The 16,279-nt window shown below is 60.3% G+C and carries 13 protein-coding genes and 1 tRNA gene; 5 read left to right on the top strand and 9 right to left on the bottom strand.

Translation table 11 applies throughout. From position 1 onward, the window contains the following. Positions 1-36: 36 nt before the first annotated feature. The 6 genes from ABJH13_RS12820 to ABJH13_RS12795 are packed head-to-tail and all read right to left on the bottom strand — an operon-like array spanning position 37 to position 5,483. Positions 37-837, bottom strand: a complete 801-nt coding sequence (locus tag ABJH13_RS12820) for an MBL fold metallo-hydrolase (RefSeq protein ID WP_348406603.1) — start codon at positions 835-837, stop codon at positions 37-39. Beyond that, positions 837-1,643 carry a TatD family hydrolase gene (locus tag ABJH13_RS12815; RefSeq protein ID WP_348406602.1) on the bottom strand — a complete coding sequence of 269 codons (807 nt, stop codon included), beginning with the start codon at positions 1,641-1,643 and terminating at the stop codon, positions 837-839. The genes ABJH13_RS12820 and ABJH13_RS12815 overlap by 1 nt, the downstream gene beginning before the upstream one ends. Before the next feature lie 31 nt (positions 1,644-1,674). Next, positions 1,675-2,781 (bottom strand): DNA polymerase III subunit delta', encoded by a 1,107-nt coding sequence (locus tag ABJH13_RS12810; RefSeq protein ID WP_348406601.1) that lies wholly within the window; start codon positions 2,779-2,781, stop codon positions 1,675-1,677. Beyond that, complete coding sequence (tmk, locus tag ABJH13_RS12805) at positions 2,778-3,416, bottom strand: dTMP kinase (RefSeq protein ID WP_348406600.1); 639 nt, start codon at positions 3,414-3,416, stop codon at positions 2,778-2,780. The genes ABJH13_RS12810 and tmk overlap by 4 nt, the downstream gene beginning before the upstream one ends. Beyond that, positions 3,413-4,582: a D-alanyl-D-alanine carboxypeptidase family protein gene (locus tag ABJH13_RS12800; RefSeq protein ID WP_348406599.1), complete on the bottom strand. Its 1,170-nt coding sequence runs from the start codon at positions 4,580-4,582 to the stop codon at positions 3,413-3,415. The genes tmk and ABJH13_RS12800 overlap by 4 nt, the downstream gene beginning before the upstream one ends. Positions 4,583-4,604: 22 nt before the next feature. Next, positions 4,605-5,483, bottom strand: coding sequence for an SPOR domain-containing protein (locus ABJH13_RS12795; RefSeq protein WP_348406598.1), 879 nt, complete (start codon positions 5,481-5,483; stop codon positions 4,605-4,607). Between the two features lie 193 nt (positions 5,484-5,676). On the opposite strand from ABJH13_RS12795, the gene ABJH13_RS12790 reads away from it, so the two are divergent. The 3 genes from ABJH13_RS12790 to ABJH13_RS12780 all read left to right on the top strand — a co-directional run bounded on the left by ABJH13_RS12790 (position 5,677) and on the right by ABJH13_RS12780 (position 10,856). After that, positions 5,677-5,766, top strand: a tRNA-Ser gene (locus ABJH13_RS12790). A gap of 1,047 nt (positions 5,767-6,813) precedes the next feature. Beyond that, the gene (locus ABJH13_RS12785) at positions 6,814-10,467 is read left to right on the top strand and encodes a vitamin B12-dependent ribonucleotide reductase (RefSeq protein ID WP_348406597.1); all 3,654 of its coding nucleotides are present in this window, start codon (positions 6,814-6,816) and stop codon (positions 10,465-10,467) included. A gap of 11 nt (positions 10,468-10,478) precedes the next feature. Further along, positions 10,479-10,856: a hypothetical protein gene (locus tag ABJH13_RS12780; RefSeq protein ID WP_348406596.1), complete on the top strand. Its 378-nt coding sequence runs from the start codon at positions 10,479-10,481 to the stop codon at positions 10,854-10,856. Positions 10,857-11,234: 378 nt separating this feature from the next. On the opposite strand, the gene ABJH13_RS12775 is transcribed toward ABJH13_RS12780, so the two are convergent. Then, positions 11,235-11,738 carry an RNA polymerase sigma factor gene (locus ABJH13_RS12775; protein WP_348406595.1) on the bottom strand — a complete coding sequence of 168 codons (504 nt, stop codon included), beginning with the start codon at positions 11,736-11,738 and terminating at the stop codon, positions 11,235-11,237. A gap of 263 nt (positions 11,739-12,001) precedes the next feature. Between ABJH13_RS12775 and ABJH13_RS12770 the strand changes: the two genes are divergently transcribed. Beyond that, complete coding sequence (locus ABJH13_RS12770; protein WP_348406594.1) at positions 12,002-12,238, top strand: hypothetical protein; 237 nt, start codon at positions 12,002-12,004, stop codon at positions 12,236-12,238. 111 nt (positions 12,239-12,349) lie between these two features. Here ABJH13_RS12770 and ABJH13_RS12765 read toward each other — a convergent pair whose 3' ends face one another. Beyond that, positions 12,350-13,885 carry a trimethylamine methyltransferase family protein gene (locus tag ABJH13_RS12765; protein WP_348406593.1) on the bottom strand — a complete coding sequence of 512 codons (1,536 nt, stop codon included), beginning with the start codon at positions 13,883-13,885 and terminating at the stop codon, positions 12,350-12,352. Between the two features lie 402 nt (positions 13,886-14,287). On the opposite strand from ABJH13_RS12765, the gene ABJH13_RS12760 reads away from it, so the two are divergent. Next, positions 14,288-14,893, top strand: coding sequence for an outer membrane beta-barrel protein (locus ABJH13_RS12760; protein ID WP_348406592.1), 606 nt, complete (start codon positions 14,288-14,290; stop codon positions 14,891-14,893). A 65-nt stretch (positions 14,894-14,958) separates the two neighbouring features. On the opposite strand, the gene ABJH13_RS12755 is transcribed toward ABJH13_RS12760, so the two are convergent. Further along, the gene (locus ABJH13_RS12755; protein ID WP_348406591.1) at positions 14,959-16,128 is read right to left on the bottom strand and encodes a pyridoxal phosphate-dependent aminotransferase; all 1,170 of its coding nucleotides are present in this window, start codon (positions 16,126-16,128) and stop codon (positions 14,959-14,961) included. Positions 16,129-16,279: the final 151 nt, after the last annotated feature.

Here is a 16,279-nt window from a genome sequence, read left to right as displayed (position 1 = left end):
CTTTGCGCTGTGCCTTGCGGCACCGGGTGGGTGGGATTAGGGCGCGGGGAATGTCAGCGTCAGCCCATCATAAGCGGGTTCGATATGGGGCGGGGTTTCGGCCATCACCGTGTCATAGTCGAGGTCGATATGCATATTGGTCAGCACCGCGCGTTTGGGGTTGACCCGGTCGATCCATTCCAATGTGCGCGCCAAATGGGCGTGGGTGGGGTGTGGTTCGCGGCGCAGGGCGTCAACGATCCAGCATTCAAGGTTGTCCAGCACAGGCCAGACCGTATCGGGGATCTGCGACACGTCGGGCAGGTAGGCGAGGTCGCCGATGCGAAACCCAAGGGCGTTGATGCCACCATGGGCTACTTCGAAGGGGGTAAAGGTGATATCACCTCCAGCGCCGCTGATGGTGACATCCCCGTGCATCAGGTTCATGTCGAGGATCGGCGGGTAGGTCGACCCTTGGGGTTGCACAAACGCATAGTCGAACCGGTGCAGCAAAGCATCACGGGTGGGTGCATCGGCCCAAACCGGCAGGCGCGCGCGCATGTTGAACACGATCATGCGCAGGTCATCTATCCCGTGCACGTGGTCTGCGTGGGAATGCGTGTAAATCACCGCATCAAGCCGCCCGATATCTGCGGCCAGCAGTTGATTGCGCAGATCGGGTGTGGTGTCGATGAGCACGGTTGTCGTGCCTGCCGCACCTTGCCGTTGCACCAAAAGCGAACAGCGTTGGCGACGGTTCTTGGGGTTGCTGGGGTCGCAGTCGCCCCAATGCCCGCCCAACCGGGGGACACCGCCGCTTGACCCGCAGCCCAAGACCGTCACCCGCAGGTCATCCATCAGGTGGTCCCTTTGAACTGTGCCACTTTGGTAAAGAGCCGGTCAAAGTTGGCCTGCGTGTGGGCTGCGAAATCGCCATATTCGAGGCCCATCGTTTCGGCACCCCGGCGCGCGGTCTGCGCGGTGTAGGCGGGTTCGTTGCGTTTGCCACGATAGGGGGGCGGTGCCAGGTAGGGCGCGTCGGTTTCCACCAAAATCCGGTCCATCGGGCAGGTGGCGAAAATATCGCGTAGGTCTTGCGATTTGGGAAACGCGGTAATGCCCGACATCGACAGATAAAATCCCAGATCCAACGCGGCCCGCGCCAGATCAGCCGAGGACGAAAAACAATGCAGCACACAGGTGTAGGCGCCGTTTTGGTGTTCTTCGGTCAGGATGCGCGCCATGTCGTCATCGGCGCCCCGCGCATGGATGATCAGCGGCAGGCCCGTGGTTCGCGCGGCCTCGATATGCACCCGCAGCGAGGTCTGTTGCACCTGCGCGGTTTCGGCGGTGTAGTGATAATCAAGACCCGTCTCGCCAATGCCAACGCATTTGGGGTTCTGGGCGATGGCCAGCAGATCGTCCAACGTGGCCATGGGCTCGCTGGCGACGCTCATGGGGTGGGTGCCTGCGGCATAAAACACCGGCGCATGGGCCTCGGCGAGGGCCCGCACGGCAGGTTCGTTTTTTAGCTTGGTGCAGATGGTCACCATGCGCGTCACGCCGGCCTCGGCGGCGCGGGCGATGACATCATCGAGCTGGCCTTCGAAATCGGGGAAATCAAGGTGACAGTGGCTGTCGGTGATCTGGGGTATGTCGGTCATGCCGGTCCGGTAATTGCGCGCCGGCGTTTGATTACGCTCTGGCGGTTTGGCTCATCTTGATCAGGGTATCTAGGACCAGCGCGGCAGGGTCAAGGTTCACCGCGATCCCGTGGCGGGCGCGGGCGCTGGTATCTTGTGCAATCTGCGCCCAAGCACGGGCGGCGGCCTGATCAGGGGCCAGCCGCGTTAGGGTTGCGGCCTCTTGGGCGGCGGCCTCAATGGCGGGGGGGTGGCCGGTTGCGCCGGTGCGGGCCAGCCGGGACAGGGCCAGATCGATCAGGTCAAACAACAGGTCGCGTTTTGTCTCGGCCCCGCGCGCGGCGGCGCTTTCGGCCAGTTTTAACGCAGCGGCGCGGTCAAATTGGGGCATCGACCCGATCAATCGGATCAGCGTGCCATAGGTGATCATCCCGTCCAGCGCCGCCAGCCGGATCGCCGCGCCCACAGACCCGCCCGCCAATTCGGCCAGTGCCTCGGCGCCGCCGCTGACATCGACCTGCGCCTGGTCAAAGGCCCGCGCCATATCTGCCGGTGCCAACGTGCCCAACCGCAACGTGCGGCACCGCGACCGGATGGTGGGCAACAACCCCGATGGCTGGTGGCTGATCAACAAAAGTGTCGCGCGTTCAGGGGGTTCTTCGAGCATTTTCAGCAGCGCATTGGCCGCGGAGGTGTTCATGTCGTCGGCGGCATCCACAATCACCACACGCCGCCCGCCATCGGTGGCCGACAGCTGAAAGAACCCCGATAACGCGCGAATATCATCGACCACAATCTGGTCGCGCATCCGGTCTGTGTTGGGGTTGGGCGTGCGGGTGATCGCCTTGAGGCCGGGTTCGGCACCTGCTGCAATGCGCCGCGCCACGGGGTGATCTGGGTCGATGTGCAGAGTTTCAGGCGGGGGCGGTGCGCCAAACAACCCGTCTTCATCCAGCGGTGGGGTCGCCAGCAAAAACCGTGCGATTTGCCATGCCAGCGTTGCCTTGCCCACGCCGCGCGGGCCGGTTAGCAGCCACGCGTGATGCAACCGCCCCGTGGCAAATGCATCCAGAAACGTCTGCTGTGCGGTGTCTTGGCCGAAAATCTGTGCGGTGTCGCGCGGGTGAGGCGCGCCGTCTATTTGGTCGGGCGTGGTCATGTGATCGTGGCCGTGACGATGGCGGCGATATCTTGGGCGATGGCATCTATTTCGCGCGCGCCATCCACAACGCGGAACCTGTCAGGCGCGGCCTGCGCCAGATCCAAAAAACCCTGACGCATGGCGGCTTGCAGGCCTTCGCCAAAGGCCTCGAACCGTTCATCGGCCGTTTGGCGCGACAAGGCACGGCTCAGGCCCACGGCGGGGTCCATATCTATCAACACTGTCAAGTCCGGTTCGCGCCCGATCATCAGGGTGTGCAACTGGTCGACCACGGCGCGCAGATCGCCGCGCGACAGACCCTGATACATGCGTGTGCTATCGGCAAACCGGTCACAGAGCACGATCTTGCCCGCCGCCAGCGCCGGTAAAATCGTGCGTTCCATGTGATCGCGGCGCGCAGCAGTGAACAGCAATATTTCGGTTTCAGCCGACCAGCGATCAGGTTCGCCCTGCAACACCAGCGCCCGAATTTCTTCGGCCCCGGCGGATCCACCGGGTTCGCGGGTGACAATCACATCGTGACCCTGTGCTGTAAGGTCGTCGGCGAGCCGTTTGATTTGGGTGGATTTTCCTGACCCGTCGATGCCTTCAAAGGTAATAAATCGTGCCGGGCCGGGCGCTGGTGCGCTCACGTTGTCTCCTCGGGCCCCTGAACGATCATTTTGAACAAAACGCGCGCGGCTGTGGTGACCCGGCTGAGGAAACCACCCGCCGCCACATCGCGGTCCGCGACCAATGGCACGCGGGTTTCGGGCAACCCATCCAAGGTAAACACCAGTTCGGCGACTTGGTCACCGGCGGCAATCGGCGCGCTTAGCGGGCCGGTATAAACGACCTCGCCCTTGATTTCGTTGGCGGCCAGTGCAGGCATCAAGACGCTGAGATCTTCGCCCGCGACCAACCCAACGGTGGGTTGATTGCCCATCCAGACGTCGGCCTGCGCGAATTGTTCGCCCTCTTTTGCCAAGGGCCGCATTGCAAACTGGCGGAACGCCCAATTGACCACGGCCTGCGATTCCTGCGCCCGCGCGCGCGAACTGTCTAACCCGGTCAGTACAAAAATAATCCGGCGGTCACCCTGTTTGGCGGATCCAGTCAAGCCATAGCCTGCCTCTTCGGTGTGGCCGGTTTTGAGCCCGTCCGCGCCGATCCCCATGGACAACACGGGGTTACGGTTGAGCGTGTTGCTGGGCACGCGATTGTCGAATTTAAATTCGGTTTCGGCAAACAACGGGTAAAATTCGGGGAAATCTGTGATGAGCCGGTTGGCGAGGATCGCCAGATCATGCATCGACATCAGGTGCCCGGCCTGTGGCCAACCGCTCGAATTTACAAAGCTGGAATTGGTCATGCCCAATTCTTGCGCGCGTTGGGTCATCAACCGTGCAAAACCGTATTCAGTGCCGTCGGGCGACAGAGCCTCGGCGATGACCACACAGGCGTCATTGCCCGACAAAACGATGATCCCGCGCAGCAGGTCTTCGACCAAGATCCGCTCGCCAGAGCGCAGGAACATGCTGGACCCACCGTAGGATTGCGCGTGTTCGGACACGGGCAATTCCTCGTTCAGGTCGAGCCCGCCGTTGGTTTTGCCGCGCCGCACCGCCTCAAACGCCATGTATAACGTCATGAGTTTGGACATAGACGCAGGCGGCAGCGGTTGATCGGCGTTTTTGTTGAGCAACACGGTTCCGGTCGTTTGATCAATCACAAACGCGGATGTGGCTTGGGTGTCAAAGGCCGACACGGATGTGGTGGACAGGCCGAGGGCCAGAAGGGCAGTGGCAAGACGGATCACGGATGAGCGCTCCTTTTTGCGTCTAGTTGGACACGGCGTAGGCATCAGAGAAACCCTCGCCTTTGATGGTGGACAGCAGTGTTTTTTGCTCGCTCGCAGAACCCGCAGGCCCCACAACGACGCGCCAAAACGGTTTGCCGCCCAGCTGTTGTTCTTTGACGGTGGGGATCAATCCGGCCCCGCGCATCTGTTTGGCGGCGCGTTGTGCGTTGGCCTGTTGGCTGAAAATCCCGATTTGGATGAACGGTTTTGACAGCGCCGATTGTGGCAGGCTGGATTGCACGACGGGGGCGGGGTCTGCGGCAGCGGGGCTTGCCGGGGTCGGGGCTGCGGCATCAATCGCGGCACCGGCTGCGGCAATCGGATCAAGAGAGGTCTCCGTGATCTCGGCGGGTTGGGCGATCGTGTCTTGCGCGGGGGGGGGCGTGGCCACAACGAGCTCTTTGCGCAGGGCCACGACCTCAAGGTCGGTCGGTGCACCGGCCAAAATGCCCAACGCCTCGGCCGCATCAGATGACATTTGCAGACGCGGGCCCGGAATATCGCGTTCGCGGCGGAACAGCGCGCCAACGACGAACTGCCCGTTGGACGCGTTGCGGATAAGCACCCGCTCAGGGTCCGTCACATCGGGGTGGGCCACCCAGACACCACCCAACGATGGCCGCCCATCCCACAACCCGGCTTCATTGGCGGCGAATATCTCGGGGGCTTCGACGTCTTGCTGGGTGCCATCCCCGGCGGCAGGCGCGGCAGCACTGGCCGCCGCTTGCGGTTTTGGTTTGAACGCATCGGCCAGATTAAAGCCGCCCGCGGTGTCGCATGCGCTGAGTAAGGTCATCGCAAAAATGCCAAAGGTGATCTGACAACCGGGTCTGAAATAATATCTGCTCTTGCCGCTCATGCTGAGTGTCCTTGCCTGTTCACCGATGATCCGGCGTGCTCTGCGTCCCACTAAAGAGGGATCTTGCGGGGCAGCCTACCGTGGTGCGCGGCGTCTGGGAAGACGTCAGGTATCAATTCGGCGACATTCCCCATCAAAAGATTGGGTTTTTTAGGTTTCAGAATCATTTTTGTCAGATTAGGACGGTTTCGTCGGAGGAGTGGCAGAGTGGTCGAATGCACCGGTCTTGAAAACCGACGTACGTGAAAGCGTACCGTGGGTTCGAATCCCACCTCCTCCGCCATGATCTGGCATTTACCCCCCTGAAATCTGAGTGCTGGGTACGGCATTGGCGATACCCCCTTCGGTCAGTCCCCCATTCAGTATCTGCAGACGATTTGACCCGGGGCACCCAGCCGCAGGTTCAGGGTTACTTTCCACATCTGAGTTGACGGTGGTCGCTTCAATAGTGGCGGTCAGTCGTTTTTGTTCTTTGGTATCGGCGGCCCCAATCTGATCACCTGTGATTGAAGTGGTCGCTCTTCGATCTGTGTAATGTGGGGCTGATTGCTTTGGGAAACTGCGTGGGGCAGGCACAATGCTGCGCGCGCAAGGGGAATCGTCGGCGGTAGCTGGGGCGTGCTGATGGGAATCATCCATGGCGATGGCGGGGTGATTGCCAAAATCTGCCAAGTGGTGTGCCGCGTGCGACCAACAAGATGTTGTGTTGGTTTTGGTGTATCGCCCATTGGCTCCCTATATATGGGGAGGCGACGGGCGGTATTTCGCGCCTCTGAGGTAAAACTGTAACACTTCGTGAGTGGGCCGCCCGCAATTTTGTGGATTGTTTGGTGTGACGGTCAAATTGTCGCTTTACCCCCAATTCTCTGTGGACAGTTTCGGGGTAAAATTTGCTCAAACAGGCTAAACGGGCCAAACCATTTAAGAAATTTGGGTTGGGTATTTGGCGTCGAAATCGGCGGGCTTGGGGATATTAACCTGCTGTTAATATGTTGAATCGGGTGGTAGGCCTGCCCCTCTAAAACGACCCATGCGTCAAGCCGCTAAACTACAAAAAAATGACAAAAATTGCGTTGACCGAATAGGGTCATATACGTCAATTTGTAGATGTTCACGATAACGCCACAAGATGTAGTACATACGCTCAAGGCGGGTCGACGGGACAAAGATGAGCAGACGATTTCATGGGTTTGATCCAAGGGTGGCAGCGCCAGACGGTTGCGCCACCACGTGGATGCTGTGTCTTTGATTTGCGGCGGATGGCTGGGGTGATGTCGCAATGACGATGTCGGTCTGAAAAGAAACGTGCTGGATATGAGGCAGCGAAAAAATGAAAATTGAACGCAAATTCACCAAAGCCGGGCAAGATGCATACGCAGAGCTCGATTTCGTGACCACCGTATCTGAAATTCGCAACCCAGACGGGACAATCGTGTTTCGTCTCGACCAAGTCGAAGTGCCCCAATCGTGGAGCCAGGTTGCCAGCGACGTCATCGCGCAGAAATATTTCCGCAAGGCCGGTGTCCCGACGGCGACGCGCAAAGTAAAAGAAAAAGGCGTGCCCGAATTTTTGTGGCGGTCTGTCCCAGCCGAAGGCGCGACCATGGGCGGCGAGACGTCGTCGAAACAGGTGTTTGACCGGTTGGCGGGCGCTTGGGCGTATTGGGGCTGGAAGGGCGGCTATTTCACCACCGAAGCCGACGCCAAATCGTATTTTGACGAAATGCGCCACATGCTGGCGTCTCAACGTGCGGCCCCCAACAGCCCGCAGTGGTTCAACACCGGCCTGCACTGGGCTTATGGCATCGACGGTCCGGCGCAAGGCCACCACTATGTGGACTACAAAACCGGCAAGCTGACCAAATCCAAATCGTCATACGAACACCCGCAGCCGCACGCTTGTTTCATCCAGTCCGTATCTGACGATCTGGTCAACGAAGGCGGCATCATGGATCTGTGGGTCCGCGAGGCGCGTCTGTTCAAATACGGGTCGGGCACGGGCACGAACTTTTCCAGCCTGCGGGCGGCGGGTGAAAACCTGTCGGGTGGCGGCAAGTCATCGGGCTTGATGGGGTTCTTGAAAATCGGCGACCGGGCAGCGGGCGCTATCAAATCGGGCGGCACCACGCGCCGCGCCGCCAAGATGGTGATCGTGGATGCGGATCACCCCGATATTCAGGATTTCATCAACTGGAAGGTCATCGAAGAGCAGAAAGTCGCGAGCATTGTCGCGGGCTCCAAAATGCACGAACAGAAGCTGAACGGTCTGTTTGAGGCGATCAAGACATGGGACGGCGCCGAGGCAGACGCCTACGACCCCGCCAAGAGCGACGCGTTGAAAATGGCGATCCGGTCGGCCAAAAAGGTAGCGATCCCAGAGACATACGTGAAACGCGTGTTGGACTACGCCAAGCAGGGCCACACCAGCATCGAATTTACCACCTACGACACCGATTGGGACTCGGAGGCGTATAATTCGGTCTCGGGGCAGAATTCCAACAACTCGATCCGGGTGACCAACGCGTTTTTGACAGCTGTTGAAAAAGATGCCGATTGGGAATTGATCAACCGCGTCGACGGCAAGGTCACCAAGACCGTGCGGGCCCGCGAATTGTGGGAACAAATCGGTCACGCCGCATGGGCTTGCGCCGATCCGGGCATCCAATACCACGACACGGTGAACGACTGGCACACTTGCCCAGAAGACGGCGCGATCCGGGGGTCGAACCCGTGTTCGGAATATATGTTTCTTGATGACACGGCTTGTAACCTTGCATCGATGAACCTGCTGACGTTCTTGCAAAACGGCGAATTTCAGGTCGAAGACTACATGCACGCCACACGTTTGTGGACGGTCACGTTGGAAATTTCGGTGACGATGGCGCAGTTCCCGTCCAAGGAAATCGCGCAGCGGTCTTATGATTTCCGCACGCTGGGTCTGGGATATGCCAACATCGGCGGGTTGCTGATGAATATGGGGTACTCGTATGACAGCAACGAGGGGCGCAGCCTGTGTGGTGCTTTGACCGCGATCATGACGGGGGTGTCTTATGCAACATCCGCTGAAATGGCGGGCGAATTGGGTCCGTTTGCCGGATACGCGAAAAACACCGACCACATGTTGCGGGTGATCCGCAATCACCGGACGGCTGCGTATGGTCGGGCTGGCGGCTACGAAAATCTATCGGTTGTGCCGGTGCCATTGGATTACAAAAACTGCCCCGATGACCGGTTGATCGACGTGGCCCGTGGCGCTTGGGATCAAGCGTTGGAGCTGGGCGAGGCGCATGGGTATCGCAACGCACAGGTGTCGGTGATTGCCCCAACAGGCACCATCGGTCTGGTGATGGATTGCGACACCACCGGGATCGAGCCTGACTTTGCATTGGTTAAATTCAAGAAGCTCGCCGGTGGTGGGTACTTCAAGATCATCAACCAGTCGGTGCCAGCCGCCCTTGAAAAACAAGGCTACGGGTCGGCGCAGATCGAAGAGATCGTGTCTTATGCGGTCGGTCACGGCACCATCGGCAATGCGCCGGGCATCAACCACACCTCGCTGGCGGGGCATGGGTTTGGCCCCAACGAACTGGCCAAAGTAGATGATGCGTTGGCGTCGGCCTTTGACATCCGGTTTGTGTTCAACCAGTGGACGCTGGGTGAAGAGTTCTGCACGCAAGTGCTTGGTATTCCTGCGGATAAACTGAATGATCCGACGTTTGATCTGCTCAAGCATCTGGGCTTTTCCAAGGCTGACGTGGATGCCGCCAACGATCACGTCTGCGGGACGATGACGCTGGAAGGTGCGCCGCACCTTAAAGAGGAACACCTGTCGATTTTTGATTGTGCCAACCCGTGCGGTAAAAAGGGCAAACGTTTCTTGGAAGTGAACAGCCACATCACCATGATGGCTGCGGCACAAAGCTTTATCTCGGGGGCGATTTCCAAGACGATCAACATGCCCAACGACGCGACGATCGAAGACTGCCAAAAAGCCTATGAGCTGAGCTGGTCATTGGGTGTGAAAGCCAACGCGTTGTACCGGGATGGGTCCAAGCTAAGCCAACCTTTGGCGGCGGCCTTGGTCGAAGACGACGAAGAGGCGCAAGAGATCCTCGAAAGCGGCTCGATCCAGGAAAAGGCGACGGTTCTGGCGGAAAAAGTGGTCGAGAAGGTGATCGTCAAAGAGATCGTCAAATCGCACCGTGAAAAGATGCCGCAGCGCCGCAAGGGCTATACCCAAAAGGCGATCGTTGGCGGGCACAAAGTGTACCTGCGCACCGGCGAATACCAAGACGGCAACTTGGGTGAGATCTTCATCGACATGCACAAAGAGGGTGCGGGTTTCCGGGCGATGATGAACAACTTTGCCATCGCGGTGTCGGTGGGGCTGCAATACGGTGTGCCGCTGGAAGAGTTCGTCGATGCGTTTACCTTCACCAAATTCGAGCCCGCGGGCATGGTGCAGGGCAATGAGACCATCAAGAACGCCACATCGATCCTGGATTACGTGTTCCGCGAATTGGCGGTGTCTTATCTGGATCGTACCGATCTGGCGCATGTGGCCCCCGAAGGGCACAGCTTTGATGACTTGGGTCAGGGGGAACAAGAAGGCGTGAGCAACGTGTCAGAGCTCTCTGAGAGCGCTGCGAGCAAATCTCTTGAGGTGCTGAAACAGATCAGCTCAACCGGGTACCTGCGCAAACGTTTGCCACAAGAATTGGTGGTGTTGCAGGGCGGACAGCAGGGGACAGCGGGCCAGCCCGTCAGCCTCGACAATATTGCGCCGGTGGCTGCGGGCAATGCGGCGGTTGCGGTGGCGACTGCGGCTGTATCCAGCAGCGCAACATCGATGGATGCGCGCACCAAGGCCAAGATGCAGGGCTATGAAGGCGAGGCCTGCGGTGAATGCGGCAACTACACATTGGTGCGCAACGGAACCTGCATGAAGTGCAACACCTGCGGCGGCACAAGCGGCTGCAGCTAAGGAGGGCGACGATGATTGAACGGTCAACAAACGCGGTCGCACAGCGACATTCCTACATCACTGCATCCGGGCGACGGTTTGAACTGACGGAGCATCCGATCGATGCGACGCCCGAAGCAGAGGATGGGTTGTTCCTGTTTTGCACCGAAGGGATTTTCTGGTTCAACCCGCTTTATGTGGGGCAGATCGAAGAGCTGCGCAGCCGGCGTGCGGCGCATGACAGACGCGGCGCCGCAAAGGCGCAGGGGGCCACGAAACTGTTGGTCGCGGCTGATCCCGATCTGCCCGCCTGTGGTCTGCAAGACGCTGAAATGGAGCTCATCGGCGAGCTGCGGCCCAAGTTGAACGTGCAACAGATGCGCACAGGTCCCACCACGCGGACCAACTAAGAGATCGCGTCCCAAAGGGGCGTGTAGGGGTCGCGGTTTTGCCTTGGCACACCGCACCCCGACGAAACAACGGGTGGGTTTGGCAGGTGCCGACCCCACCCAAAGACCAAGCGGGGTGAGATGCCGCAGAAAACCCAAGGGTTTTCGGGACGGTCTCCCGCAGGGGAAATCCGGTGGATTTCCAATATAATTGGGGACGGGCAGGGTGGGACCTTGGCCTCTCTGATATCCGGGGCGGGTGCGCTCGCCCCCGACGACGTTCAGGCCGCAGGCAAAAAAATACCGAGCGGTTAACAAAGAGAGCCTGAATGGCGAAACTGACCGGGGAGCGTTCGCGCTCCCCCTTTTTTGTGGGTTTCGATTGGGTGGCTACGGCATCTAATACAGGTCGGACACCGGCGCTTTTTGCGCAATCCCCATATCCGCGCGCAGCTTGGAGCGCGCACGCGCCAGCCGCGACATCACCGTCCCCAAGGGCAGGCCGGTCCGTTGGGCCAAAACGGTGGGGCTGGTTTCCCCCTCGGCGATCATATAGATCAACAGCGCCTGCGTTTCGGGTAGCTTTTCGACCGCTGCGGCCAAATCGGCGCAGGCCATGCGCGCGGGGGCCGTGGGGGGAACTGCCGCGCTGTCATCCTCTAACGGGGCGGTCGGCTTGTGCGACCGCCACCGTTGGCGCGCCAGATTGCGCAGGATCGTCATCGCGTATCGGTCGATGTCTTCTACGGGGGCGCCTTTGCGCAGCGCCGCCCAGAGTTTGAGCGCGGTTTCTTGGGCCAAGTCGTCGGCATCGCTGGCGCTATCGCTCAGCCGCCGGGCCCGAACGGCCAAACGGGGCAAGAGGGCATCGAGAACAGGAGAGATGTCGTGGGTCGGGCGCATATCGGGGCTCCTTTATTTGGGACCAACGCCAACATCGCAGGTCTGTTCCGGGGGGCTAGACGGGGGCTTATTGCCGATCGCCCATTTGGGGGCTTTTTCGGCGATCTGTCGCTCCTGCTGCGCGCCGCAATCGGCGAGGAACGGCCCGTACGGGGGCAGCCACCACCGTGCCGGGACGATATCGCCAAGTTGCGCATCTACAGTACTGAGGCGCCAAGCAGCGCCTTGGACACTATTGTTCAAACCTTAATGGGAGTACCCAAATGAAACTGATCACCAAAACCACAGTCGCGATGATTGCTATGATGTCGGCTTCTGCGGCATTTGCACAGTTGGCGGCAGATGCGAATGGCGATGGCGTTCTGACAATCGATGAGGTTCAGGTTGTGTATCCAGACATCACCGCAGAGTCCTTCACAACAATGGATCTGAACGCAGATGGTGCCCTGGACGAAGCAGAAGTTCTATCTGCTCAAGAAGCGGGGTTGATGCCGGCCTAACCCGGCACGCGGCCTGAACCCTCTCCATTTCCAAACCACACCACTGGTGTTCAGGCCGTCGAGGCCCGGCTTCTCCCCCAAGAGGCCGGGTCTCTTTTTATGTCCGTGATCTCACGCGGGCAGGTGAATGTTGAACCGCCCCCGCAACTGCGCATCCAATGCGGAGTCAAACCGGGCGGCTGCACGGTGTTCCAAAATCTGCACCTTGCGGGCCGTCGCCTTGGCGATCAGGTCAGGCTTGCCCAATTCGTCCCATTCCTTGGGGGATGTGCGGTCACCCAGCACCGGATAGACGTGGTCTTGCTCCATCCGGCCCAAGGTGTGTTGGGTGCCCAGATAGTGCCCCGGCCCCTCCAGACACACCGCGCGGATCTGATCAAGCGCCAGCGTGTCTTGGGTGACCTCAATGCCGCGCACGCAGCGCATTGCCTGACCAATCAGATCATTGCCCAAAATCAGAGATTCGTGGCAAAACCCCAGCAGGGACGCATGCATGCCCGCGGCCTCATAGACCATGTTCAGCCCCGCCAACCCCGCCATCACGTTGGAACACATCTGTTCCCAACCCGCCTGCATGTCGGGCAGTTTGGCATCGGCAATGCCCGCAGCGGCCCCGCCGGGCAGGTCGTAGTATCTGTGCATTTGCGCGCAACCCGCCGTCAGCAAGGCCTGTTCGCCGGACCCACCCGTCATCGCGCCGGTGCGCAGATCCAGACCAAAGGGCCATGTGCCAAACACCGCCGGGTGCCCCGGACAGATCGCATTCACATAGACCAACCCCGCCAGACATTCGGCCACCGCCTGCACGATCGCGCCCGCCACAGTCGATGGCGCCGTGGCCCCGGCCATGCCCGCAGACAATAACAACACCGGCATGCCGCCTTCGATGCAGGCCTCCATGACCTCGCAGGCTTCTGTCGCGAATTTCATTGGTGGCACGACAAAGCAATTGCTGTTGCTGATGAAAGGCCGCGCGCGCCACGCGTTTTCGCCGCCTGCGATCATGTGCAACATCTCGAGCCCGTGGCGCACGCTTTGGGGTTGCGAAAAAGACGTGCCGATGTGTTTGGTGGTCCCCGCTGCGCAGGCATAGATCGAGTTCAGATCCATCTCGAGGGTGTCTGTAATGTCGCGGCACACCATGGGGCGTTGCAAGAAATGGATGTTGTCTAGGGTGTCGGCGATGCGGGCGGCGTCATGCAGATCACGCACGCCGCATTCTCGGTATTGTCGGCCGTCGGCATCAACCAGATGCACCGCTGCACCAGCTGTGCCGTAGTGCACCCGCGCGCCTGACAGATCCAGATCGTGCCGAGGGTCGCGCCCCATCAAGGTCACCGACCGGTTGGCGCGCGCCAGCGTGTCTTCGACCAACGCGCGGGGGAAACGGATGCGCCCGTCATCGCCCAAAACCGCGCCCGCGCCGGTTAGATATGCAACCCCTGTAGCAGGCGCATCGGCCAGCCCGATCTGTTCGAGCGCCTCAAGAGCGGTGTGGTGGATGTTGTCTTGGTCGGTGGGGGTCAGCGGTGTGTAGGTGCCGCCGGACATACCAGGGCGTATGGGGCGCAGATGTGCGGCCAAGGGCGCCGCCCGTGCGGCACGGCGCGCTGCGCGACCGCCATTACGAGTGTGTGTTTTGGGCATTTTGGGGTGTCCATCGCTAAGGGAAAGGAAATGTGACCTTGTCCCTTAGGGTCGCCCGCGCGCCGCACGCCCGCGATCCGCACCGATGGTACGGACAATCAAGGTGATCTTGCTCAGATCGTCTTGCATGCGGGTGTCCTCTCTTGTGGTCAGTTTTTGGCAAAGGGCGGCAGCGGTCAATCGCGTTTGCGACGCCGCGTCGTTTTCAGACCTTTTTGCCGGGATCGAGGGACGCAGCAGAGGCCCGCCGATAAAACCGGACTGTTGGCGCCGGTTTAGGCCCTTTTCTGCCGGGTCACGTTTGATTGATCCGCTTGGCATTGAACCAAATCTGCGGATCCACAGGTATCACCCAAGGCGGCGGGCAAAACGTCGTCTGACCTCGAGCGAAAGGACAAGACAATGAAATACAGTTTGAGCGCAGCAGCCGTGATCACCGCAACAAGTTTGATGGCGGTGCCGGCGTTTGCCGGGTCTTTGGATCAGCCGGTGATCGAACCCGTGACCGCAGCGCCTCCGCCCGCGCCTGCGATCACAGGGGGCAACTGGACGGGGTTCTATGCCGGTGCGCAGGTCGGCAACCTTGATGTGGATGGCGAGGGCGGTCTTGCCGGTGCGAATGGCGATGACACCAGCTTTGGTCTGCATGCGGGGTATAACTATGATTTCGGCACTTGGGTCGTCGGTGGCGAGTTGGACTACGACGATGCCAGCATAGATTTGAGCGGGGGGACGGCTTCGGTTGATTCCGTCTGGCGCGCGAAGCTGCGTGGTGGGTATGATTTTGGCCGCACGTTGGTCTACGCCACAGCCGGTCTTGCCGAAATCGACACATCCGTGGGCAATGATACAGGCGATTTCTACGGTTTGGGCGTGTCCTACAAAGCCACCGAGCAATTCATCGTGTCAGGCGAATATCTGGTGCATGATTTCTCAAGCTTGGGCGGGGCTTCGGGTATCGACGCCGATGCCGATAGCTTTAGCATCCGGGCCTCTTGGCAGTTCTAACACTGCCTTTCCCTCCCCCGGTAGAAGGTCCGGTGCGCCTCCCCGCACCGGACCTTTGCGGGGCTTTAGGCGCGCAGGTCCGCGTGGGCGCAAAGCTGCCGCAGCGCGTGTTCAAACGCGTTGTCCTCGACGGTCATCGCCACACGGACGTGCCCGGCCGCAGACGCCCCAAAACTCTCACCCGGCATGACCGCGATATGATGCGTATCAAGCAGGTCATTGGCAAAGGCCTCGCCGGTCATGCCTGTCGCGCGGATGTCCAGCATCAGATACATCGCCCCCTGCGCAGGCACCAACCCGACGGTGTTTTGCGCCGCTAAAACCGTTTGCGCCAAGGCCCGGCGCCGCTGGAACGGTGCTGCGATTTCGGTTTCAAAGGCAGGCCCCTGTTGCAAAGCAAATTCGCTGGCGTCTTGGATGAAACCGGGGACCCCGTAGGTGGTGTGGGTCGCCAGCGTGATCAGATCCCCCACAACGGCCTCTGGCCCCACGATCCAGCCACAGCGCGACCCGGTCATCGCGTGGGATTTTGACATGGACCCCACAACCAGCGTGCGGTCGGCCATGCCGGGCAGGGCGCGCGGTGACAGGTGGCGGCCTTCCCAGATTTGGGTGTCGTAGACCTCGTCCGAGATCAACCACAGGTCGTGGTCGTGGCACACATCGGCGATGCCAGCCAAGGTCGCGTCGGAATAAACCACCCCTGTGGGGTTGTTGGGGGTGTTGACCAACAAAGACCGTGCGCCCGGTGCCTGCGCGCGGATGTCGTCGACACGCGGTTGAAACGCGTCTTCGGCGTGGGTGTGGATGGCCTGTGGGATCGCCCCAGCCCCACGCAACGTGCCGGGGTAGGTGGCGTAATACGGGTCGATATATAGGGCACGGTCGCCGGCATCACAGGTGGCCATATGCGCCGCAAACAGCGCGGCTTGCCCGCCCGGTGTGATCATCACGTTGTCGCGTGTGGTGGGCACGCCGGTGCGCGCCTGCACCCGTGCGGCCACCGTATCGCGCAGCCCATCCGTGCCCGGCACCGCCGCATAGCCCGTATGCCCGGCCAGCGCGTTTTCATGCATGTTTTGCAAGATCGGAGCCGCGGTGCGGATGTCATGTTCGCCGATGGTCAGCTCGGTGACGGCGACGCCCTGGGCGAGCATCCGGCGCGCCTTGAGGAATACGTCCCAGCCATCGGACCCGCCGCCCGTCAACCCCATGATCCGTTGTGATCTTTGCATGCCAGTCTCCATTCCGTGACGGTGCAGGGGCGCAGAGGCCATATGATTCGTCAATCAGCCTTGACCCCGCACAGCACCACAGGCTAGGAAAAGGCATGAACACCACGACAACCATTTGCTGTATTATTTGCTGAACTCCCCCAGCGGGCGG

Source organism: Roseobacter sp. (genome assembly GCF_039970775.1).
In the GTDB taxonomy this organism is placed as follows: Bacteria; Pseudomonadota; Alphaproteobacteria; order Rhodobacterales; family Rhodobacteraceae; genus Roseobacter.
This window is presented reverse-complemented; position numbering and strand designations above follow the sequence as displayed.

Coding starts and splice junctions, on each gene's coding strand:
- ABJH13_RS12820 (WP_348406603.1), bottom strand. CDS start 837: ATGGATGACCTGCGGGTGACGGTCTTGGGCTGCGGGTCAAGCGGCGGT.
- ABJH13_RS12815 (WP_348406602.1), bottom strand. CDS start 1,643: ATGACCGACATACCCCAGATCACCGACAGCCACTGTCACCTTGATTTC.
- ABJH13_RS12810 (WP_348406601.1), bottom strand. CDS start 2,781: ATGACCACGCCCGACCAAATAGACGGCGCGCCTCACCCGCGCGACACC.
- ABJH13_RS12795 (WP_348406598.1), bottom strand. CDS start 5,483: ATGAGCGGCAAGAGCAGATATTATTTCAGACCCGGTTGTCAGATCACC.
- ABJH13_RS12785 (WP_348406597.1), top strand. CDS start 6,814: ATGAAAATTGAACGCAAATTCACCAAAGCCGGGCAAGATGCATACGCA.
- ABJH13_RS12780 (WP_348406596.1), top strand. CDS start 10,479: ATGATTGAACGGTCAACAAACGCGGTCGCACAGCGACATTCCTACATC.
- ABJH13_RS12775 (WP_348406595.1), bottom strand. CDS start 11,738: ATGCGCCCGACCCACGACATCTCTCCTGTTCTCGATGCCCTCTTGCCC.
- ABJH13_RS12770 (WP_348406594.1), top strand. CDS start 12,002: ATGAAACTGATCACCAAAACCACAGTCGCGATGATTGCTATGATGTCG.
- ABJH13_RS12765 (WP_348406593.1), bottom strand. CDS start 13,885: ATGCCCAAAACACACACTCGTAATGGCGGTCGCGCAGCGCGCCGTGCC.
- ABJH13_RS12760 (WP_348406592.1), top strand. CDS start 14,288: ATGAAATACAGTTTGAGCGCAGCAGCCGTGATCACCGCAACAAGTTTG.
- ABJH13_RS12755 (WP_348406591.1), bottom strand. CDS start 16,128: ATGCAAAGATCACAACGGATCATGGGGTTGACGGGCGGCGGGTCCGAT.